The organism is Virgibacillus dokdonensis (assembly GCF_900166595.1).
Classification (GTDB): domain Bacteria; phylum Bacillota; class Bacilli; order Bacillales; family Amphibacillaceae; genus Virgibacillus; species Virgibacillus dokdonensis.
The window spans coordinates 1,448,961-1,471,104 of record NZ_LT745763.1 but is presented as its reverse complement, the minus strand read 5'-3'; the positions used below and the strand labels follow the sequence as shown (position 1 = coordinate 1,471,104).

Sequence of the window (22,144 nt, the reverse complement as noted above, 5' to 3'; positions counted from 1 at the left end):
CACTAAAACAGGGGTATGCCATGTCGGGCGGTAAGCCCCTGTTTATTCGACCTTCCTCTTAGGCACGGATTGAAGTCTTAACTTAGGGCGATGGAGTGAAGTTGCCTAGTTGCTGCAGCGGACGTAGTTAATCAGTTATTTTCTTATCCCGAAGCTATCTCCTATAGTACAAAAAAGCGACGTTTATTTATGTCACTTTTTAATTAAGTCATTCTATTCATTAATTGGTTTACACATATACATTGGATTAATCCAATAAGTCTTTATTTTTCTTGTATGATTTTTTTAATGAAAGACGATCAAAAATAAAGTAAAAAATTGTAGCAAGTATCGATGGACCTATGATATCTAAAACACCTATCCAATTATTTGGAATACCTCTTGTAACAAACATTACTATACTGAAAATAATTCCAAAACGAATCGATTGACTATACACTTTCCTTTTAGCTTTGTTGTAATTAATCTCACCTGCTATCTCTGCATATTCCATACCTGACAGAATATAGCGTACATAAGTGTAAAATAAAATAAAACCAAAGATAAAAAATGCGGTCAAATATCCACCCATATGCCAATTGAACCAGCTACCGGCGAATAAACATAGCATCAGTAGGGCTGAGACAATAACAGCTACTTCAACTAAAATGGTTACTATTCGCATCTGCTTATATTCATCTTCCGGTAAAAAAACATGTATAAAAGAACGTTTCATTTATGATTCCTCCCAAAATAAATCATCTAATGACTTTCCTAACTCCTTCGCTATTGCAATACATAAGTTTAAACTTGGGTTATATTTACTTTTTTCAATAAGGCCTATCGTTTGTCTTGTCGCATGAACTCTTTTGGCAAGTTGAGCCTGTGTTAACCCTTTCTCAACTCGTGCCAATTTTATTTTATTTGCCATGATCCACCACCAAAAGTAATATATATATAACTTAATGCAATTTATATATTACATTAATAACCCATGTAAGTCAACTTCTTTGTGAAAACTAATTGTTCTATTGTAGTTACTCTAATATTTACAATTAAACGAACTAAGATGACAAAAAGGGCAATATCATTTTTTTTAGCTAATATACACTTTTCAATAAAAACATGTTCGTTCTAAAGCGAAAAACGTGCGATTGTCAAAAACATAAAAACAAGGATAGGGAGCATCCCCTATCCTTGCTGAAGTAAAACAGCATTATTCGATAACAATGTTATTTAACTTTGTATTAACTGGATTTGCCAATGTATCCCCTACTGGGCAAGTATCTTCAATAAATGCAACAAACTCTTTTACTTTTTCTTGAGGTGCGTCGGTTTTTATATGCACGTTGTAACGGATTTCCGAATAACCTTTTCTCACATCCGCTTTGTGCATAAAACCATCTGGATCTAAGTCACCTTCCAATTCAATCCAAAAGTCACTAAATTCAATATTAAATTTTTTAGCAAAAACTCGTGCAACAATTGCTTGACAAGCTCCAAGAGCACCAAGCACTAATTCCACTGGGTTCATTCCCGTATCTGTACCACCTAAGTTCTTAGGTTCATCGACTGTAATTTCAAAATTTCTTGATTTAACTTTAACTTGAACACCATCCTGCAGTTGAGCAGCGGCTCGAAATGTAGATTTAGCCATAATAATAACCACCTTTTCTAGATATTATTTACTAGGATAGATTAATTATACAACGTAATCTTCAAATATTCTATAGATTAATTGTGAAATAATGAACATATTTATAGGTAAATTCGGCTCTTTTTGAGCTAAAATATTGACAATATATTTTTATTAAGATCCTTTGTTGAACTAAAGCTTCATTAGGTATAAAGAAAAAGTCTACACGATGTTCTAAATGATAGAAAAACCACCACTCTTATTAATTTTAAAAAATAGGAGCTGATCTAATTTACCTGCTAGATCGCTCCCATCTATTTAAACAGAGTAATAATTCACTTTATTAATTTCTTCAACTCTAGACGAACTAGCTTATTAGAAGCATTACGTGGTAAGTAATCTACCTCATGTATTTCTTTGGGGCGTTTATAAGCAGCTAAATGTTCGGTTAAAAAACATTGTAGTTCCCCATGGTTGTAGGTTTGATCCGTTACAATAAAAGCAACTGGAACCTCCCCCCATTTCGGGTCAGCTTTACCTGTCACACCAACTTCTTTGATACCCGGAAAACGTGCCATTGTGCTTTCTACTTCGGAAGGATATACATTTTCTCCACCAGAAATAATTAAATCACTCCGCCTGTCAACCACATATAAGTAACCTTCCTTATCCAAATAACCTAAATCCCCTGTAGCTAGCCAACCATTGTGAATGGCATTTACTGTTGCAGATTCATTATTATAATAGCCGTTTGTAACCATCGGTCCCTTAACAAATATTTCACCAACTCCGTTTTCATCCGGTGTATTAATTTTTAATTGCGCCGGAAATAAAGGTTTTCCCGCAGAACCAATTTTCTTTAAAGCATCTTTAGCACTTAATGTAACAATCTGTGAAGCCGTTTCAGTCATCCCAAAAGATTGGAAAACTGGTACGTTTTTTTCTTTCGCTTGTTCCAACAAAGGTTTTGGAGCTGGCCCTCCGCCTAATAACATACAGCGTAAATATGCAGGATATGAATCTTCCCCTAACTCGTCTAACAATTGCTGCAGCATAACGGTTACTACGGAAATCATTGTTATTTTTTTTGTTAAAATCACATGATGCACCTTTTTTCTGTTAAACTTTTCTAATAAATAGACAGTCATCCCATAGATAACACTACGTATCAGAATGGACAGACCACTAACATGGAATAAAGGCAATACAGCTAACCACTTATCTTCTTTTTGAATTCCTAGATTTAGTGCACTCCCTACCGCACTCCACCAATGATTTCCATATGTATGTACCACTCCTTTAGGAAAACCTGTTGTGCCAGATGTATACATCATCGTAAACGGCGTCTGCAAATTTATTTCTGTTGCTAATTTCACATCTTTTGGCTGTAAATGATTAACAGCAGTAAAAGATAGGCTTTGTGAGAAAGGTATTTCTTCGGACAGAGGAGCTAATGATCCATCATAAAGTAAGAATGACACTTCAGCGTCTTTCAATTGATAAGTCAATTCCTCACTTGTTAATCTACTATTTAGTAAAACAACTACTGCCTGCAAATAACTTAATGCATGAATGGCAACTACCATCTCCTGTTTATTCGTTGAAAGCACCGCAACATGAGTTCCGCTTGACACGCCTAAAGCAGCCAATTTTCTAGCATAATTCTGACTACTTTCCTTTAGCTGTTGAAATGTAAGTGTACTTCCATTACCATTTTGAATTGCTATTTGCTCAGGTGATATCTCCGCCTGCTTAGTAAGCCAATGCGGTATTACTGTTTGCATATTTAACACCTCTTTTCATTTTGCATTAGAGAAACGGCTACAAAATTATTATTCAAATAGATAGTTACTTTCATAGTAACTGGTTCATATCTGTAAGCCATAACCAGTTTCCTGATAGTACAAAAAGCCTTTGCTTAGGATTGGAGCAAAGACTTTTTGTATAGCAGTAGAAAACGAACCTACCTTCGGTAATTCCGACCATTACTTCATGCTATTGAATACCGCAAGAGTTAATTAAAAACTTTTTGTGCGCTCTGTTAGCTCCTACTTAAAGTGTTATATAAATCTTGTTATCTATTCTAAAAGTAGAGCCTTACAGCACATTTTACATGGCGAACATATGTAAGAAGCTTAGAATTATACATTTACTTCAGCTACTTCCTTTAAAACAGTTTTTAAATTAAGGAAAGCGAGGAAACTTTTTAAAGTTTGGCTGCCTTTTTTCTTTAAAAGCATCTCTTCCTTCTTTTGCTTCTTCTGTTGTGTAGTAAAGCAGCGTTGCATCGCCGCCCATTTGTTGGAGTCCAGCTAGCCCATCTGTATCTGCATTAAAGGAAGCTTTTAGGAAACGCAATGCAGTTGGAGATTTGGATAACATTTCCTCACACCATTGAATCGTCTCTTCTTCTAATTTTTCCAATGATACAACTGTATTAACTAAACCCATCTCATAAGCTTCCTCAGCATTGTATTGACGGCATAAGTACCAAATTTCTCTTGCACGCTTATGACCGACCATTCTAGCAAGCAAGCCAGCGCCATAACCAGCGTCAAAACTACCTACTTTCGGACCAGTTTGTCCAAAAATAGCATTGTCTGCAGCAATCGTTAAATCACACACGACGTGCAAGACATGTCCACCGCCAATAGCATACCCAGACACCATAGCAACTACCGGTTTTGGAATTGTACGAATTAAGCGTTGCAAGTCTAATACATTCAATCTTGGCACTTGGTCACTACCTACATAACCACCATGCCCACGTACTGATTGGTCACCACCTGAACAAAACGCCTTGTCCCCTTCTCCTGCTAAAATAATTGCACCAATGTCAGAATCATCTCTCGCATCCGCAAATGCATCAATCATTTCATTTACAGTTAATGGAGTAAACGCATTTCGCTTTTCAGGGCGATTGATCGTTACCTTAGCGATGCCATTATATTTTTCATAAAAAATTTCTTCATAATCTCTTACTTTTTCCCATTGTACTGCCACGATACTTCCTCCTTTAAAATGTATGTAAGCAGACATTTTATGTTAAACTTTCTAAATGTCTACTTACTATTTTACCAAAAATATTCGGTTTCTCCACGTGAATTGCATGTCCAGCATCAGGAACCATATGATGCACTGCATTTGGCAAGATGCGAGACATTTTCTCCATAATAACACAATACTTTTGATCTAACTCACCAGTTATTAGAAAAGCAGGCTTATCCATGGAAGCTAATTCATTCCAATAGGACCGCTGTGTACCTGTCCCCATAAAGCGGAGGGAATCAGCAAGACCAACAGCAGATTGACGCATGCGTTCTTTTCGAATTCTGGTTTGATTATTGGTGGACATTTTTTGTTGCGTAGAAAATAGGGGGATGTTTTCCCAATAGGAAACAAACCATGCTAGACCTTTTTGTTCTATTTTCTTTGCTAATTCATCATCTGCTTGTTTTCGTTTTTGCCGCTCTAGTAAATCTTCAAGACCTGGAGAAGTACTTTCTAATATAATACCATTGACCCATTCAGGATAACTTATTGCAAATGCAATGGCTGTTCTTCCGCCCATAGAATAACCAAGCAGATGAACAGGTTCAAGCTGTAAATATTGCAATAGTGAAGCAATATCTCTACAGCATGCTTCCATGGATTTATGTTTCGCGTTCGTCTTTCCATGTCCTGGAAGGTCAATCGTGATAACTTGCCATTCTTGCTTCCATTTCGTTATAAATGGTTGCCACGTTTCACTACTACCCGTAAATCCATGTAATAAAACAAGGGGATATCCTTCGCCATCTATTTCATACCAATACGTAGCATCATTTGTGGAAAAGTACACTATCTATTCCTCTCCTCCAAAATTTCCTGTTCAATGGCCTGCCATTTCGTTTTGTGCCAGTTGGCATTCATGTCTCTATTTGTTTTCACTTCAATTACGGACAGACCTTCTCTGTTGTAACTTTCAATGAGTTTCTGCTTCACATCCGCTTCTGTTTTTGCATGCACATAATAACCTCCATACATATGAACAACATACTTGAAATCGATATGTAAAGGTGTACCGAATAAAGCTTCAAAATGTTTTTTATCATCAGCCTGCGATAAAAAGGAAAATATTCCACCACCATTATTATTAATTAATAAAATAGTCAATGGCAATTGGTAATGCATCGCCGCATGCAGCCCATTCATATCATGAAAAAAAGATAAATCGCCTAATACAAGCGTAACTCTTACCCCAGCCGCACAAGCGCCTAAACCAGAAGATACAACACCATCAATACCATTTGCCCCTCGATTGGCAAGCACTTCTATTTGTTTATCTGTTTTCCAAAAGAACGAATCTAAATCACGAATTGCCATACTGTTGCCTACAAAAATTGTGCTCTGGTTTGGAGTTGAATCCATGACAGCACGAATCGCTTCCCCTTCTCTAATTTCAATATCTGATTGGTCATTTAAATGCATCTTCGCAATGTCGTTAAATTGCTTCCACAATTGCAACCATTCTTTTGATGTAGTTTCAGTCCCTGCATCTGCTAAAGCCTCACAATAAGTAGTTGGTTCTGCAAAAATAAACGTCGTCGGATTATTGGTTGGTTCGCGGAAACCTTCATCATTTTCAACGACCATTTGAAGTGCATCCTGGTGTTGCTTCACATAGAAAGAATAGGCTTTCGAAACAGGCATGGCTCCAAAACGAATAATAAAATCAGGCTTTAGTTTTTCCCGAATGGTTTTATTACGCAGTAGCGCATCATATCCTTCAATAATTACATCAGAAACATGAGCCCCAGATCGAACTTGCGATAAAGGGTCAGCTAAAATAGGAAGTCCCCACTTCTCAGCAAGCTTCGTAACCGCAACTGGAAAATGCAAATCTGTTTGCGGTCCGCATACAATAACCCCTCTTTGTTTACCTGCTAATTGACGCAAAATTTCTTCCACTTGCTGTTTAGACAAATGCTTTTTCCCTTCAAACGTCGGTAATATGGGACTTGTACAGGAAATATCATTTATTTCCCATACATCATTAAGACTAAAATCCACCATTAATGGTTCACGAAAAGGAAAATTCAAGTGAACAACTCCCTGATTTCCTTCCTTCGCGATATGGTAAGCGCTTGCCGCTTTATTTCGCACATAATGTAGCATGGCAGTTCCTGCTTCTGGAAGTGCCATTTCGTGAAACCATTTCACAAAATCTCCATACATTTTTATTTGATCAATTGCTTGAGGCGCGCCTATTCCTCTTAATTCATGTGGCCTGTCAGCAGTTAACACGATGAGTGGAACTCGACTATGATAGGCTTCCACAATTGCAGGATAATAATTGGCTGTCGCTGTTCCAGAAGTACAAACAAGTACAACAGGACGTTTCGTTTTTTTCGCAAGTCCTAACGCAAAAAAAGCAGCCGACCTTTCATCAATAATAACCCAATCCTTTATTTCTTTATGCTCAGCCAGTGTTAACGCTAATGGCGTGGATCTAGATCCAGGAGAAATAACAGCGTCTGTCAAACCATTAACAACTAATTCATTTACAAAATTCGTCACGTATCGCGTCAAAACTTCTGTATGGTTCATGCTTGTCCTCCTAAAACAGTCAGCATTGGTGAAAATTTTATTTCAGTTTCCGCAAATTCTTCTTCTGGATCTGAGTCCTTCACGATTCCACAGCCAGCAAATAAAGAAGCTTCATCATCTTGGATTAATGCTGAACGAATAGCTACAGCAAATTCCCCATATTCATTACTGTCTAACCAACCGACTGGTGCGCCATACCAACCACGATCTAGCCGCTCATTATTTCGGATAAAAGTCATAGACAAATCTCTGGGAACTCCCCCTAATGCAGGAGTGGGGTGCAATTCTTTAATGACATTAAAAATAGTATAACCATCTTTAAGTATTCCCGTAACAGGTGTATATAAGTGCTGTAAATTTTTTAATGGATAAACTACTGGTATATCTGGTATTTGCACATCTGTACAATACTTATTAATGCCTTGCTTTATCATCTGCACAACAAAGTCATGTTCTTCTCTATTTTTAGGATCGTGGAAAAGCGTAGCAGCAATTCGTTGATCTTCCTCCACTGTAGCGCCTCTTGGAGCAGTTCCTGCTAAACAGGTGGATAACAACTCCTTTTTCTCTATCCTTACAAGTCGTTCGGGAGTAGCGCCTACAAAGCAACTTTTATCACTTTGTTCAAAAGCAAAAATATAACTATTAGATTGTTTATCAATTAAATCACTTAGCATTTGACTAATATCAACTTGCTTACTAAACGTAAGTCGCATTTCTCTTGCAAGTACAATTTTATCCATTTGCTTTTGTTGAATCTCTTGCTTCGCTCTTTGAACCGTTTTTTTCCATTGTTCTGGAGCAATCACCTTTTTATGAATAATTTTGGGTAAGTCAAGCTGCTCTTTTACAGTTTGAAACAACTTTGTCTCCACAGCTTCTATCGCTTTCAATAGCTGAATCGGATGATCGTCTTTGCATACTTTTATGTTTATCGTTAAATAGAAATCACTATTATTTTTCGTCAATATATATTCTGGGATTTTAAATTGAAGTCTTGGAAAATCATTCCACAGATCCGTTCTAGGTTTCTTTGGGTCAAAGTCTAGCCCACCTAGAGTCACTAACCCTGTTCCTGGAGCTTTAAATGGATTATAAACCCATACATCATCTAATAATTTTTTCCATGTTTCTTCTATATATTGAAAACGATCTTCGTTCGCATTTATTTCAAACACATTTCCAACACCGACAATGGAAAATGCATCCTTTGTACTCATCCAAAAACAACGCTCTTTATTTAACTTTGCAGCAGATGCAAAGAAGAGAACGGGATCTTGTGCTTCTACTCGTTTCGTAATACTTACAAGTTGTGTCCTTTGCTTTAATCCCATCTGGTTAATAGCCTCACGCAAAAGTTCTTCAACTTGCTGACCCTGTACTTCTATCATTTCAATTAACCTCCGTTACACTCACAATGACAAACTTTCTACTTCATTTTATTCTCTTTTTCGGTTATTCTCAAGGAAATCAATCGCAAGCGTTGACACTATATCGTAATTTCCATAGAATTAATATGATTCATGTTCCAGGCGTCTTAACAAAACGAGTGTTAGGTCTATGATACTACCAATATATTGCATCAAATAAAGGGAGGGGGAAAAATATATGCATGCATCTAATAAAGTAACCGTAAAACAAGCGCTCAATGAAAGGGATGGTTTACAAATATGGTGGAGGTTATTACGTCCTCACACATTAACTGCTTCATTCGTACCAGTATTTGTTGGCTCAATGCTTGCTTTTCATGAAGGGCATATGAATCTACTACTTTTCTTCGCCATGCTAATTGCTTCTATGCTTATTCAAGCGGCGACAAACATGTTTAATGAGTATTATGACTTTGTAAAAGGTCTTGATAATGAAGGTTCCGTTGGTATTGGGGGTACAATCGTACGAGATGGTATTAAACCGAGAACAGTACTAAGCTTGGCATTAACCTTTTTTGGAATGGCAATGCTACTTGGTCTTTATATTAGTGCAACTTCAAGCTGGTGGATTGCAGTTATTGGTTTAATATGTATGCTTTTCGGATATTTATATACAGGAGGTCCTTTACCCATTGCCTATACTCCATTAGGTGAATTATTTTCAGGATTCTTGATGGGAACTGTGATTATCGGAATTAGTTATTACATTCAAACAAAAACCATTACTGCAGAAGTGTTGTTTGCTTCCATTCCAATTGCGATTTTCATCGGCGCTATCTTACTTTCTAACAACATTAGAGACCTAGAAAATGATAAGGAAAACGGACGCAAAACATTAGCAATTTTATTAGGGAGAAAGAATGCTATCGTGTTTCTAGGAATGATGTTTATAGTTGCCTTCGTAATAACCGCATGGCTTATTATCGAAAACATTTTTCCAATATGGTCATTGATTACCTTTATTGGGGCAATTAAAGCTGTAGATGTTATCCTAAAATTTAAAGGTAAAACGCAACCACTTGAAATGATGCCAGCAATGGCTGCAACGGGTAAAACTAATTCCATTTATGGGATTTTATTAGGAATTTCATTATTTATCAGTACGTTTGTGAATTAGGAGGTACTAAAATACATGGCTTACCCGAATACACTAATGGAAGCACTTGGAATTGAGACAGTAACAATGACGAAGGAAAAAGTACAGCTTACCATGCCAGTCGATAAGCGAACACGCCAACCATTTGGATATTTACACGGAGGTGCCTCCGTTGCATTAGCAGAATCAGCTGCTAGTATTGGGGCGAGTTTGCATGCTGACCTCCAAACGCAAGCCGTTTTCGGAATAGAAATTAACGCTAACCATATTCGAAGCATTAAAAATGGGGAGGTTACAGCTACAGCACTTCCGATACACATTGGCAAGTCAACGATGGTCTGGGAAATAAAAATTACCGATGCAGAAAATTGGCTCTTATGCGTTTCTCGATGCACCATTGGTGTTATTACCAAAGAAAAATAATCCAAGGCTTGAAAGGGGTTCGCCAATGAAAACACATCTTACTGAAGACAAGTTATTTGAGTTTAAAGAACGACTCTTAAAGTTGAAAAAAGAAACAGAAGAAGCAATAGAAGCCAAAGTTACGAAAGTACCAAATGAATCTTTGGAGAAGCTGGCAGATTACGATAATCACCCAGCAGATATGAGTTCGGAACAATTTGAACAGGAAAAACAAGCAGGAATACAACAAATGCTAGAAAAACAATTACAAGATATTGATGATGCGCTACAGAAAATCGAAATGGGTACATTTGGTTTAAGTGAAAAGTCTGGAAAACCAATCTCAATTGAACGTCTAGAAGCACAACCGACAGCACGTTTTTTAGTAGGAGAAAAATGACGTTAACTCTCATTTTTCTAGTGGGCACTAACAATCCGTGTGGGCTTCTTTTACACACGAATTGCTAGTGCCCTAACTCTATACTCTTGAAAAATTTTAACACATGAAGAATAGTGAACCTACAATCAGTGGGTTTTTTTATTCCCCACTGATTATTAGTAGCCCAAGTTATTTGGAGTAGCCTACCTATTTCTCAGCTTATATGTTTGATAAGCAGGAATACCTCCAACGGACTCTGCTGCTAGAATTGCTTGGACAATGGATTCTTCCAATGTTTCTACAGCCATAGCTCCTATTAAATCAATGGATTGTTTTCGTTGCCCTGTACTTAAAGTAAAGATCGTATCACCGTCCATTTGCGTATGTGCAGGATAGATTGTCTTTGCCAAAGCATTATGAGCTATTTGTGAAATCTTGGTAGCCTCTGCTTTCGTAAGCAAAGCATTCGTAGCTATCACACCAATTGTCGTGTTCATACCAGCAGACTTTTGACTTTGGTGTTTTTGCATATAAGTAATACTGTCCATCATTTCTTGGGTGTCCAAATCTATTGGTCCTGCTAATATTTCTCCTGTGTCTGGGTGTCTAATATCTCCAACTGCATTTACAGCTACGAATGCTCCGACAACTATGCCATTATCAAGTTCTACTGACGCACTTCCTAATCCTCCCTTCATACAATGTTTGAAGCCCGCTACTTTTCCGACCGTTGCACCACATCCTGCACCAACATTCCCAAAAGAAAAATATCCTTTTTTAGCTTGTTTGGCTGCTTGGTAACCCATTTCTTTATCTGGACGAACCTTGCTATCACCAACAGCTAAATCAAATAAAATTGCTGCAGGAACAATCGGGACCTTAGCAACACGAACATCTAAACCTATTCCTTGCTCTTCTAAATAGCGCATTACTCCATCAGCTGTGGCTAAGCCAAACGCGCTACCACCAGAAAGCGTAATTGCATGTACTTGATTCACAGTATTTACAGGATCTAATAATGCTGTTTCTCTTGTTCCTGGCGCTGATCCTCGAACATCTACACCACAAACCGCACCATTTTCTGCCACAACGACAGAGCACCCTGTTATCGCTTCCATATTTTCAACATTTCCTACCTTTATCCCTGGTACATCCGTTATGTTCCCATAAGCCACCTAAAACACCTCTGTTTCTATTATTTTTATTAGAAAAACCTGGCTTCTTGTCGCCAAGTCTTATTGGGAAAGCTGTAGTTTTTCTTCTACTTTAAACCTTTAAACTTTTATATAGTATAAAACATTATTTACTAGATAACGTATACGAAGCAAAAAAATTCGCTTTATTTCGTGAATTGTAGAACATTTTTAAAGCCGGCTCTTTGGCACATAGCAACTCTTGCGCTAGTTCCATATAAGGAAAGAAAGAAGCAGTGCGAGCCATTCAAAATAATAGACTGCACTGCTCCTGTTATTTTAATTTCCAATAGAATTGGATTACGAGGATGCAAATTTAGCTTGCTTTTCTTCTACCCAAGCGCGTAGCTTTACATACAATGGGACAAATAACAAGCCAACAATTATTCCTTTTATAATATTAAATGGTAGTATCCCCGCAGAGACTATCCCCCATTTAATTGCAGTATTTGACATGTCTTCCCACCCCATAAACCATGCATATGCTGGTAAGAAAACAAAATAATTTAAAACACTCATTCCAACTGCCATTACGATTGTTCCCGTAACTAAACCAGAAACTATACTTTTCACACCTTTAAATTTGTGATAGAGCATAGACACTGGTACAACAAACATCATTCCAGCTATAAAATTAGCAAGTACACCAATTGGGTCAGCGGCACCAGATACAGCTAAATATAAGAGGTTTTTAATTGCGACCACAAGGACCCCAGCAACTGGTGAAAAGATGAATGATGCCATTAAAGCCGGAACATCACTGAAGTCAATTTTCAAAAAAGCTGGTAATAACGGCAGAGGAAAGTTTAAGAAAAATAATAATAATGAAATTGTACCTAATAAAGCTAAGACAATGACTTTCATCAGTTTGGATGATTGTTTATTCATCGGTTGCATTTTCTATTTCTCCCTTCATCATGTATCGATTCCAATCTCGTGATGAAGGTTTAGAGCCAGTTTGCTTCCTACATAAAAACCCCTAAAGCGCCTAATCGGGGCTTTAGGGGAAACGTAAACAAACATAGGGAAAAAACAGGCACATATATGTACCTAAAATTTGGCTCGACATCTTCTCCCATCCAGACTGTAACTGTCGGTTCTGGACTTGCACCAGATCAACCACAATAAAAATTGCGGGTCACGGACTTAAGCACACATGCTTTTTACCGTCGGTCGGGAATTTCACCCTGCCCCGAAGATGGAATCGATATTTTATTGTTACGATTATTTTACATGAGATTTTTTAGTTTTGCAAGAAAATAATATTTCAAATTAAAACCTCGCATTCCAATAAAATGCGAGGTTTTATAATGGCAATTACTTCTCAGCGTTAATCCATAACTTTCCTGTTGCTTGCTTACGTGTCTTATTGCCATAATTATCTTCTACCTTTACCTCAATAACGGCACCTTCTGCAACGACACTGCTTGTTGCTGTCCAATAGCCGACGTAATGGCCTTCTGATGTTTCCATCATTGGTAGTTCTGTAGCATTCGTAGCTGTATTCGTTAGTGGCATATGAATAGCATAGGTTGCATTTAGCCCTGGTTCACTTTCAAACTCAATTTTGATGGACTCACCAGCTGCTAGTGTAGCATCTTCTTCTGGGGTTAAATTCTCAACCTTAGGCGCTGTGAAATCGACATCCACTGTAATTTTTTCCTTCGTTTTATTTCCTGCTGCATCTTGAGCTACCACTTTAATTTCATTTTCACCATTGTCTAACAAAATTCGTTTGGAATATTTGCCATCTTGTACTTTTGCTTTCTTACCGTTCACTTTTACGGTGTCCAAATTATTATCAGAGACAGAACCTGCTACAGTAACAGTCTCTCGATTCAGTTTTTCCTCATTTTTTGGTGAATCGATGGTTAGCTCAGGTTTTTCGGTATCTAGTGTTAATTTAACGGGCTCTGAATCGCCTGTTGGATTTCCATCTAGCTGAGAGACTGCTGTTAGTTCATTTTCCCCTTCTGATAGTTCCGCTGGAATAGCAAACGTACCATCCTCCCCTATTTCAGCCGAGCCAATTTCTTCTCCATTGTTCATTATTTGGATCGTAGTCGTTGGTGAAGCAGTTCCTTCTACAGTAACCTTTTGCTTATTCGTAATAGCGCCATCTTTTGGCGAGGTAATTTCAGGTTCCTCTACTTCGTAATTAACGTGAGCGCGAATCATATAGTTTCCTTCTTCTGCTGGTGATTTAGACCAAGATCCACCAACTAGTTGATAACTTCTATCTTCATTTGGACTGCTTTCATCTGTAGCAAGTCCAGGTGCTTCTGTATTTGGCGCTGTTTGCACATACACCACATAAAATTCTTCTTCTACCACAATGCCATGTTCTTCTAAATCGACGACTGTCCATTCATTTTCATCGCGAATGGCTTCAGCATCAACTGGGCCTGCTATCTTTTCACCTGGTGTACCATCTGGTCCATTTGCATCCCAAACCTCCACTTGAAATGCAGTACCACCTGGTTGTGGAAACTCTTCATTCCAAAATTTAAAGACAGCGGCATCAACAACACCAGTTTCCTTTCCTTCTGGTAATGTCATCTTTACGCCCCAACCATTTCCAGCATCATAGAATGCGCGAGCATTTTCTGGTGTTCCATCATCATAAGCAATTTCTCCACCAGGCACCGTGTAGAATGGCTCTAATTCCACATTTTGAGTACTATCGTTATCCTCTAGATTAATTTTCATTTCTGCACCATGATAACCGCTCGCAAGTACTTTTAACGTATATGCCCCCTGATAAGCGGTGAGTGAATAATTACCTTCCTCATCTGTCGTTACTGGTTCAATATTGGCATCCTCCACTACTAAAATCGTTGCATCTGGTATAGGTTTGCCTGTTTGTTCATCCGTAATGGTTCCGCTTATCGTGTATTGATCCACTTCTTCTAACGTAAAATCAGCCTTCGAAGTACCATCCGGATCAACGGTTACAGACTGCTCTTGTGATTGAAAGCCATATGCTTCAGCTTTTACCGTAAAATCTCCCGCTGCATGTAATAATGAGTAGCTACCTGTAGCAGGGTCTGTAGTTACCGTACGTCCACTTTCTATGACACTTACTTGCGCTTGCATTGGTAATAATGTCGGATTCACTGTATCTTGTTTTGGTTTTGATTTTTCCTTTGGTTGAATAGGTTTTATTTTTTCCGGGTCTACTTTTTCCTTTTTGGCTGATTGTTTATCTTGTTTGTCTTTGGAAGCCAAACTTACCGTATCAATAAATCCTAATAAACCAGGGTTTGACACTTCTGCTGTTAAAGAAACATTTTCTGTACTTGGTGTATCTGTTAAAGCAACGTCATCAATATACCAGCCATCACGTGTAACACTACCGTCTGTATCTAAATTAAAGCCTATATAAACTCGCTGGCCGAGATAGTCGGATAAATCAACTGTCATATTTCCCCATCCGTCAGATACATTGGAAATTTCCTCAAGCTGTGTCCAATCCTCTTGGTCCGTGGAAATAAACACATGACCATAGTCGTAATTGTTTTCTAAGTTATACCATTGATTAAATTGTAAAAAAGCGTCCCCCTCTTTCGGAAGATCAATTGGCGGCATCACAAGTGTCGTATTTGAATCACTCTCATACGCACCAGCTAAATTAGTAGCATATACATTCTCTCCAGAAGCAGCAGTTTCAGGTCCGGAAGTTGGCACTCCACGCTCCCAACTATTGTTTTCTCCAAATACCGTCCAACCAGCCGATGCTGCTTCAAAATCTTCCTCATAACCGACCGTAATTCCCGGTCGTAAAGCTACCTCATACGTTTCACTTCTCGCTTCATTGTTGCCAAAATCGTTCATATACCATGTGTAAGATAAACTTTCCCCAGTTAATTGATCTCCAGGGATGGAAGCTATATAGCTTCCATCCTTATAATCACCAGAGACACGTTCTGCTTCAATTGTTTCTTCCTCCCCAGCTGCGTTCGTATACTGTAAATCAACTGAACTTACGCTAATATTATCAGACACTTGAATATTTAAATCTAAATCCATCCCCATATATGCTTCTGTTAATGGCTCATGCTCGAAAACAGGTGCTTCTTTATCTTCACCAGCTTTTGTTACTTGCCCTTCTAAAGTTCCTAAACCAGATACTAAAGAAGAAACAGCGTCATAAGCGTTAACTAGTCCATGCCCATATCCGTTATTCGGTGATTCAGGGTAGTCACTGTCTGTGAGCGGATTAGCAGTTGACATAGCGATTTCTTCCATTTCATTCACAGTAAGGCTTCCATCTGCTTGCTTCATTAATGCTAAAACCCCAGAAAGCGCTGGACTAGCCATGGATGTACCATTCCATCCTCCTTCATAACCGCTTCCCGGCACACTTGAACGAATATTAACACCAGGTGCTGTTACTTCTGGTTTTATTTCGTCATATGGCGAAGGTCCCAGTAAAGAGAAACTTCCTAACACATCGTTAACATCCGTTGCACCAATGGCAAAAGACTCTGGATAATTGGCTGGCACCGCTACTGAACCTGGCCCACCTGGATTAGTTAGAGTAGTATTACCAGCGGCAAATGCTGGGAAAATACCTGCTTCTCTCCATGCAGTTACTACATCTCGATACCATTCATCAAGCCCTGAGCCACCACCCCAGGAGTTATTTACAATATCCGGAGCCATGGAAGCGTCTCCATTTGGAGCTAGCATCCATTCTGCAGCTGATAATAACCAATTGTCATAGCCGACACCTGAGGCATTTAATCCTTTTGCTGCAATCCATTTTGCTCCGGGTGCTACCCCGATTTGATTGGAACCGTCAGCCTCTGCTCCAACCATTGTTCCCGTAACATGTGTACCGTGTGAGTGATCATCATAAGCTTCCTCTTCGCCAGCTGTTGCATCGAAGAAACTTGCAGCGTGATCTACTTCTCCAGTTTCAGAATTATATCCACGATACTGCTCCTGCAAAGCTGGATGATCCCATTGTACTCCGCTATCAATACTTGCTACTACAATACCCGAGCCGTCAAAGCCCATATCCCATACAGACGGAGCCCCCACACGCTCCACATTCCATTCTAGATTTTCGTTCTCAGCTTTTATTTGCTTTTCTTCTTTATCAACAGTTACTTCAAATAGTTTACGTTCCTCATTCGGTAATATTTTCTCTACTTCAGGATAAGAAGCAATTTTTTCAGCTATCTTTTTGGTAGCTGTTACCGACATCCCATTCACAATATGAAAAGATTGAAATGTCTCTACATTTCCTTTCTCTTTTTGCTTTTGAATATAATCTTTTACATTCGTTTGCGATTCTAAAGCTGTAGCCTTCAACTCTGAAATAACTGCAGAACGTTGAACATGTTCTACCTTTTGTGCTGTCAAGCTAGCTTTTTTTGCTGTTTTTTTTGCATTATCAGCCGCCTTTTTCACATCTGCCTTTTCAGCAAATTTAACAAGAAAAGTTACCTTATCATCATTTTTGAATTGCTTTGTTAATTTGCTACTTAGCTTATTTTCTACCTTACTAGAATCACTTACAGATTGATGCAATTTCTGCGTCTCTTGCGCACCAGCTATCCCAGGCGTGAATAAAGAAAATGCAATAAAACATGTTGCGGCAATGCTTAGCATTTTGGTTTGTCGCCTTCTTCTTCTTTTCAAAGCTATTCCTCCCTCCATTTTTCAAAGCTGCTACAAGTAAAAGAACAACAGATGCATCTTCCCCCCCTTTCATTTTCTGCGTTCTTTTGTAGCTACTAGGTCACTCTTTGTTGTTAAACTAAGTATAGTAGAGTAATCATGAAGAAAGGTGTCGATATAAGTCGTTTTCCATCTCAATATTCTAAATTAATAAAATAGTCTCATTTTTTCTTGCTTTTATTCATCCTATTTGTAACCTATGCATGCTCATTCTCTTAGTAACACTTGGCTTATCGCCAAGCGTTTTTATGGCGAAAGCTTAAACTATAAACCAAAAAATCTTATATCTTTCTGTAGTGCAAAAAAATAAGCTAGTTTCCTCCTACTCAGGAAAACTAGCTTCAAATATAGCTTTGTTACGGGGATGAAAAATAACCGTTAAGAAAATTTAAAATCACGCTTTTTGCTCTAAAAACTACTAACGTTTCTCTTTTATTTAGTATAAAAATGATTAAGTTTACCTACAACTCCAAAATTTAGTTTAAGCAATTTGCTTATATAAAGAAAACGAACGACCTTCTACCTAATTTTTCACTTGAAATTCAGGATAAAAACCTACCTACCTTTGCTCATAGCTTCTATTTACCTAGAAAAGGCTGATCCTGCTGTCATTAAAACTCAAAGATTCATTTTAAAAGAAAGTCTTGTCTATTTAGAAAGCCTTCGTTTTTTTCTACTATATAACCACCAAAAAAATCTTATACTCTTCCTAATAGCGTCAAAATTAAATTTTACACTATTATAAATCAAGTGGGTTTAAGCTTTCTTCTCCTGTTAACGCAGAGATCATTGCCACTAACAAATCAATTTCTTCGGCTATATCTTTGATACTTGCTGTTTCAACAGGAGAATGCATATATCTAAGCGGAAGGGACACGAGCGATACAGGAACTCCTTTTCCTGTCAGCCGCATTTTATCAGCATCAGTTCCAGTCATACGTGGCGTAAGCTCATACTGAATAGAGATATCTAAAGATTTTGCCGCCTTTTCAAGTAGTTGATTGATCTTGATATTGATAGGGGCGCCTTTTGCTAATACAGGGCCTTTTTCTAATCGAACATCACCATATTTATTTGTATTAACTCCAGGATAATCTGTCGCAAATGTAACGTCGCAAGCAATCGCCATATCTGGTGCTACACCTGCCGCTGCAAAATAAGCGCCGCCCATATTCGTTTCTTCATTTACTGTACTAGCTGCATAGACACCTACTTGACAGCCCGTCTCTTTCAATTTTCTTAGCACCTCTGCTACAATAAAAGCGCCTGTCCGATTGTCTAGACCGCGACCAGCAACATAACGGTCCGACAGAAATTCCGGTTCGGTCTTATATACCGCTAGATCACCAATATGTATTTGTTCCTCTGCCTCTTCTTTCGTTTTAAAACCGCAATCGATAAACAAATCTTCCAAACTAAAGTCATTCTTTAAGCCACCATGATGTTGAGCATTGACGCCAATAACACCTGTTAAACAATCATTTGCACCTAGCACCATCACCTTCATTCCAACCGCAGCTTTAGGATTAATGCCACCCATTTTATCAAAATGTAAGAAACCATGCTCGTCAATTCGATTAATAACTAGTGCTATTTCATCACAATGACCGGCTAACAACACTTTGAATGGTGCCTCAGGGTTTAAAACACCGATAGCATTTCCAGCATGATCTGTTCTTATTTCATCTACAAAAGGTTTGACATATTCCAACCACTTCTTTTGGATTTCCATTTCTAAACTGGATGGAGAAGGGGTTTGTAATAACTCTAACAAAAATTTTTGGTTTGCTAATTGCATCTTATTTCCTCCTAACGTTGATAAGTTCTATTGTTATCATAGCAAAAAATTACCGCACAAGCACTTTTGTTTACCAATCTTGCATATATAGGTAGACTAATTAAAAGTGCCTGTGACATGAATGAGAGTATACCGTATGACAATATACCATTTCTTTGGCGGTTATTCTGTGCCAAATAGGTAGGTATTTGTGTGAGAGAGGCTGAAATTAAAATTTGTGGTGGACTGATTTACGACTGCAGCAGTACCTTCGCAAAACAAAATGTAAATTACCGGAATTACATGAAGGATTTGAAAGTTATTTTAAGCTTTATTTATCTACGCTCCTTTGGGCGTGTAAAACAGGTAATCGGTCGCTTGGAATGCAAGGTGGCGACTCCTGCAGGAAAAGCATATGCTTGGCGTTTTTTGTGAGTGAGGAGGCTCAAGCAGCCCTGAGGAGTGTCCGCTTGTAGTGAAAAGCGACGGCTTCAAGAGGGTATACAATTTCAATCAGGAAAGCAAATAATAGGTTAGAAATAATAGGCGAATATGAACACCTATATATACTATACAAGGAGTTGAAGCGAATGGACCTTCTACAATGGTATGAAAAAGGAATAGAACCAGATGTTTATATTGAATCAATGAAAAAGCATAAGGAGAACTTACTTGCCATTTATGATCACTTCCAACTGCCAGATAATTATACGCTTTATGCGCAAGTACAAGAAAAACAATTAAAAGTGATTGTTTTAACAGAGGACTGGTGTGGTGATGCCATGCTCAATATTCCTATCTTGTTAAAACTTGCTGAAGCTACTAACATGGACGTGCGTATACTATATCGTGATCAAAATCTAGAACTAATGGATCAATATTTAACAAATGAAACATCTCGATCCATTCCTATTTTTATTTTTATTGATGCAAATGGAAATGAAAAAGCTACATGGGGACCACGAGCAAAGAGCATACAAGATTTTGTGGATAAAGCTCAAGCGAAATTACCAAATAAAGAGGAAGCCGATTATCAAGATAAATTTAAAGAAATGATATTATTTATGAATAAGAGCTTCCGGGATAACTCCCAGTTTTGGGAGCATGTATACAAAAGTTTAGAACACACGTTAAAGCAAATTAGTTAGAGAAACTGCCTTGTTAAAGCCTCTATGGAATAACAAACGACAACCTGTTAGGACGCTAACACTCGCCTAAATTCATACTGGTATATTAAAATTACTCATAGCTACGGAGATCATCTTTCGTATAATCAAAAAACCCTGTGATTATAAAGACCATAACTTGTCTATACTATATGAAAAACATGTAGCGTTTTGAGCATACAGCAGCGTTAGTTGCTTATGCTCAAAATGGTGAATCTCTCATTTCTTCGTTATGCATAGAAAAGCCCGACTTAACAATGAAATAGCTATTGTTTTCTTATACTATAATCAAAAGAACATGTAAAAAAGCAAATGTAAAAGGTGAGCAATTTGAGTATTCGATTAATTAAACAAATTTATTTTAAACTGCCTTTATTATTCAAACTACTAATGAGCATTTTTTTATTTATGCTCGTTTTTGGATTTTTCATTCATTTAGCAGAACCTAACCAATTCCCTTCCATTTTTGATGGTATTTGGTGGGCATTCATTACTGGAGCAACTGTCGGTTACGGAGATTTTGTTCCTTTAACCCCAATCGGTAAATTAATAACCATATTGTTAATCTTAACAGGTGGGAGTTTAATTGCTTTCTACATAACCTCCTTAGCTGCTTCTACTTTTAGACAAGAACAAGCTATAGAGGAAGGAAGGGTAGCGTTTAAAGGAAGCAATCACCTTGTACTGATTGGTTGGAATGAAAGAAGCCGACAGCTAATCGAATCTATTGCTCAGTCTAATTCACATACTCGAATGGTACTTATCGATACGACGCTAGAGCACGTCTCGTTTTCTGATTACCCTGTCCACTTTATTCAAGGTGACCCTACAGAAGACATGGTTTTAAAAAAAGCAAATATACACTTAGCCGATCGTGTATTAATTACTACAGATACAGCCAAAAATGAACGAGATGCTGACAATGTCACCATTCTCACAGCTGTAGCTATTCGAGGAAATAATGCAAACGCCCCCATTATTGCCGAAATTGTTTCACTCACACAAATCGAAAACGCACGTCGTGCAGGAGCTACCACCATCATACGCTCTAACGACTTTACAAGTATATTATTTTTCCATGAAATATTTCGTCATAAAGCATCGCAACCATTTGAAGATATCCTTCACTTATTAACGAAGCAACAATTTTACCATAAAGAAGTGGAGGGGGAGTTGGGAGATTTAACCTTTCAGGAAACGATTGTTTTATTAAGCAATAAACAGCAAATCCCTCTTGGTATTATTCGTAATGAGCGCTATTATGTGAACCCTTCACCCCAATTTCGTTTACAAAAAGGTGACCTGTTAATCATACTCTTGCCTTGGAATAAGTAACGCTTCCACTTCCTTTATATAATCTTTTCCCATATCAATATATTCTTTTGGTATATCCGTATCTGGATCTGTCGGCGTCTGGAATTGGTTAACTAGTCCTTGAACAGCACCATTTCGACTATCTATATCATTTCCAGACTCATATTGGTGCCCCAATACGAATGGTTGTTGTAGACGAACGATAACACCTGGGGAATCTAACGCCCCTGCAATAGCTTTAAACGGAATTCGTAAAAAATAATACGTACCTCGATCATCCAACTTAATATCTAAGTATCCATGATCATACTCCCAACTCGAACCTATAACAAATCCTATAGGTTTTAACACTTCCTCTAATTTAAATAAAGCATATGTTTCATCTTCCAAACTTGTTTGTATTGGTACCATTTACCTGTCTCCTCACATAATGATAATAATAGTGTTAAAATTACATATTCGTACTTCCTATCTGAACCCGTTAAAAATATTCTT

The 22,144-nt window shown here is 37.9% G+C and carries 19 protein-coding genes and 1 riboswitch; of the genes, 6 read left to right on the top strand and 13 right to left on the bottom strand.

From position 1 onward, the window contains the following. Positions 1–247: 247 nt before the first annotated feature. The 8 genes from B2C77_RS08400 to B2C77_RS08365 form a co-directional block, all read right to left on the bottom strand. Complete coding sequence (locus B2C77_RS08400; protein WP_077703215.1) at positions 248–715, bottom strand: hypothetical protein; 468 nt, start codon at positions 713–715, stop codon at positions 248–250. Next, positions 716–910, bottom strand: a complete 195-nt coding sequence (locus tag B2C77_RS08395) for a helix-turn-helix transcriptional regulator (RefSeq protein WP_077703214.1) — start codon at positions 908–910, stop codon at positions 716–718. A gap of 285 nt (positions 911–1,195) precedes the next feature. Then, complete coding sequence (locus B2C77_RS08390; RefSeq protein ID WP_077703213.1) at positions 1,196–1,636, bottom strand: OsmC family protein; 441 nt, start codon at positions 1,634–1,636, stop codon at positions 1,196–1,198. Between the two features lie 314 nt (positions 1,637–1,950). Next, the gene (locus tag B2C77_RS08385; protein WP_077703212.1) at positions 1,951–3,399 is read right to left on the bottom strand and encodes an o-succinylbenzoate--CoA ligase; all 1,449 of its coding nucleotides are present in this window, start codon (positions 3,397–3,399) and stop codon (positions 1,951–1,953) included. Between the two features lie 400 nt (positions 3,400–3,799). Further along, on the bottom strand, positions 3,800–4,654 hold the full coding sequence (gene menB, locus B2C77_RS08380) for a 1,4-dihydroxy-2-naphthoyl-CoA synthase (RefSeq protein WP_176087298.1): 855 nt from the start codon (positions 4,652–4,654) through the stop codon (positions 3,800–3,802). A gap of 1 nt (position 4,655) precedes the next feature. After that, entirely contained in the window at positions 4,656–5,456 is an 801-nt protein-coding gene (gene menH, locus B2C77_RS08375) for a 2-succinyl-6-hydroxy-2,4-cyclohexadiene-1-carboxylate synthase (protein ID WP_077703210.1), read from the bottom strand. Further along, the gene (menD, locus tag B2C77_RS08370; RefSeq protein WP_077703209.1) at positions 5,456–7,204 is read right to left on the bottom strand and encodes a 2-succinyl-5-enolpyruvyl-6-hydroxy-3-cyclohexene-1-carboxylic-acid synthase; all 1,749 of its coding nucleotides are present in this window, start codon (positions 7,202–7,204) and stop codon (positions 5,456–5,458) included. Before menD ends, menH begins: the two co-directional genes overlap by 1 nt. Next, entirely contained in the window at positions 7,201–8,595 is a 1,395-nt protein-coding gene (locus tag B2C77_RS08365) for an isochorismate synthase (protein WP_077703208.1), read from the bottom strand. Before B2C77_RS08365 ends, menD begins: the two co-directional genes overlap by 4 nt. Before the next feature lie 217 nt (positions 8,596–8,812). Between B2C77_RS08365 and B2C77_RS08360 the strand changes: the two genes are divergently transcribed. The 3 genes from B2C77_RS08360 to B2C77_RS08350 are packed head-to-tail and all read left to right on the top strand — an operon-like array spanning position 8,813 to position 10,532. Next, the gene (locus B2C77_RS08360; RefSeq protein WP_077703207.1) at positions 8,813–9,751 is read left to right on the top strand and encodes a 1,4-dihydroxy-2-naphthoate polyprenyltransferase; all 939 of its coding nucleotides are present in this window, start codon (positions 8,813–8,815) and stop codon (positions 9,749–9,751) included. 15 nt (positions 9,752–9,766) lie between these two features. Further along, positions 9,767–10,153 carry a hotdog fold thioesterase gene (locus B2C77_RS08355; protein WP_077703206.1) on the top strand — a complete coding sequence of 129 codons (387 nt, stop codon included), beginning with the start codon at positions 9,767–9,769 and terminating at the stop codon, positions 10,151–10,153. 25 nt (positions 10,154–10,178) lie between these two features. Continuing rightward, on the top strand, positions 10,179–10,532 hold the full coding sequence (locus B2C77_RS08350) for a TraR/DksA C4-type zinc finger protein (RefSeq protein ID WP_077703205.1): 354 nt from the start codon (positions 10,179–10,181) through the stop codon (positions 10,530–10,532). A 182-nt stretch (positions 10,533–10,714) separates the two neighbouring features. Here B2C77_RS08350 and B2C77_RS08345 read toward each other — a convergent pair whose 3' ends face one another. The 4 genes from B2C77_RS08345 to B2C77_RS08330 form a co-directional block, all read right to left on the bottom strand. Beyond that, positions 10,715–11,686 (bottom strand): P1 family peptidase, encoded by a 972-nt coding sequence (locus B2C77_RS08345; RefSeq protein ID WP_077703204.1) that lies wholly within the window; start codon positions 11,684–11,686, stop codon positions 10,715–10,717. A gap of 318 nt (positions 11,687–12,004) precedes the next feature. After that, positions 12,005–12,601 carry an ECF transporter S component gene (locus B2C77_RS08340; protein WP_414930268.1) on the bottom strand — a complete coding sequence of 199 codons (597 nt, stop codon included), beginning with the start codon at positions 12,599–12,601 and terminating at the stop codon, positions 12,005–12,007. A 166-nt stretch (positions 12,602–12,767) separates the two neighbouring features. Beyond that, a riboswitch (FMN riboswitch) is annotated at positions 12,768–12,908 on the bottom strand. Between the two features lie 113 nt (positions 12,909–13,021). Beyond that, the gene (locus tag B2C77_RS08335; RefSeq protein WP_077703203.1) at positions 13,022–17,353 is read right to left on the bottom strand and encodes a S8 family peptidase; all 4,332 of its coding nucleotides are present in this window, start codon (positions 17,351–17,353) and stop codon (positions 13,022–13,024) included. 778 nt (positions 17,354–18,131) lie between these two features. After that, positions 18,132–19,190: a M20/M25/M40 family metallo-hydrolase gene (locus B2C77_RS08330; protein ID WP_077703202.1), complete on the bottom strand. Its 1,059-nt coding sequence runs from the start codon at positions 19,188–19,190 to the stop codon at positions 18,132–18,134. Positions 19,191–19,382: 192 nt separating this feature from the next. Here B2C77_RS08330 and B2C77_RS08325 point away from each other — a divergent pair, with 192 nt between their 5' ends. The 3 genes from B2C77_RS08325 to B2C77_RS08315 all read left to right on the top strand — a co-directional run bounded on the left by B2C77_RS08325 (position 19,383) and on the right by B2C77_RS08315 (position 21,670). Then, positions 19,383–19,604: a hypothetical protein gene (locus tag B2C77_RS08325; RefSeq protein ID WP_077703201.1), complete on the top strand. Its 222-nt coding sequence runs from the start codon at positions 19,383–19,385 to the stop codon at positions 19,602–19,604. Positions 19,605–19,759: 155 nt separating this feature from the next. Next, entirely contained in the window at positions 19,760–20,317 is a 558-nt protein-coding gene (locus B2C77_RS08320) for a thioredoxin family protein (protein WP_077703200.1), read from the top strand. 339 nt (positions 20,318–20,656) lie between these two features. Next, positions 20,657–21,670: a potassium channel family protein gene (locus B2C77_RS08315; RefSeq protein ID WP_254843955.1), complete on the top strand. Its 1,014-nt coding sequence runs from the start codon at positions 20,657–20,659 to the stop codon at positions 21,668–21,670. Here B2C77_RS08315 and B2C77_RS08310 read toward each other — a convergent pair. After that, a complete protein-coding gene (locus tag B2C77_RS08310) occupies positions 21,641–22,060 on the bottom strand; it encodes a YugN family protein (protein ID WP_077703198.1) in 420 nt (139 codons plus the stop codon). The two genes, B2C77_RS08315 and B2C77_RS08310, sit on opposite strands and share 30 nt — an antisense overlap. Positions 22,061–22,144: the final 84 nt, after the last annotated feature.

Bases quoted from the DNA above. Each gene is read 5' to 3' on its own strand.
- B2C77_RS08320 (WP_077703200.1), top strand. From the start codon at position 19,760: ATGGACCTTCTACAATGGTATGAAAAAGGAATAGAACCAGATGTTTAT.
- menB (WP_176087298.1), bottom strand. From the start codon at position 4,654: ATGTCTGCTTACATACATTTTAAAGGAGGAAGTATCGTGGCAGTACAA.
- B2C77_RS08340 (WP_414930268.1), bottom strand. From the start codon at position 12,601: ATGCAACCGATGAATAAACAATCATCCAAACTGATGAAAGTCATTGTC.
- B2C77_RS08400 (WP_077703215.1), bottom strand. From the start codon at position 715: ATGAAACGTTCTTTTATACATGTTTTTTTACCGGAAGATGAATATAAG.
- B2C77_RS08365 (WP_077703208.1), bottom strand. From the start codon at position 8,595: ATGATAGAAGTACAGGGTCAGCAAGTTGAAGAACTTTTGCGTGAGGCT.
- B2C77_RS08395 (WP_077703214.1), bottom strand. From the start codon at position 910: ATGGCAAATAAAATAAAATTGGCACGAGTTGAGAAAGGGTTAACACAG.
- menD (WP_077703209.1), bottom strand. From the start codon at position 7,204: ATGAACCATACAGAAGTTTTGACGCGATACGTGACGAATTTTGTAAAT.
- B2C77_RS08310 (WP_077703198.1), bottom strand. From the start codon at position 22,060: ATGGTACCAATACAAACAAGTTTGGAAGATGAAACATATGCTTTATTT.
- B2C77_RS08350 (WP_077703205.1), top strand. From the start codon at position 10,179: ATGAAAACACATCTTACTGAAGACAAGTTATTTGAGTTTAAAGAACGA.
- B2C77_RS08385 (WP_077703212.1), bottom strand. From the start codon at position 3,399: ATGCAAACAGTAATACCGCATTGGCTTACTAAGCAGGCGGAGATATCA.
- B2C77_RS08330 (WP_077703202.1), bottom strand. From the start codon at position 19,190: ATGCAATTAGCAAACCAAAAATTTTTGTTAGAGTTATTACAAACCCCT.
- B2C77_RS08360 (WP_077703207.1), top strand. From the start codon at position 8,813: ATGCATGCATCTAATAAAGTAACCGTAAAACAAGCGCTCAATGAAAGG.
- B2C77_RS08355 (WP_077703206.1), top strand. From the start codon at position 9,767: ATGGCTTACCCGAATACACTAATGGAAGCACTTGGAATTGAGACAGTA.
- B2C77_RS08390 (WP_077703213.1), bottom strand. From the start codon at position 1,636: ATGGCTAAATCTACATTTCGAGCCGCTGCTCAACTGCAGGATGGTGTT.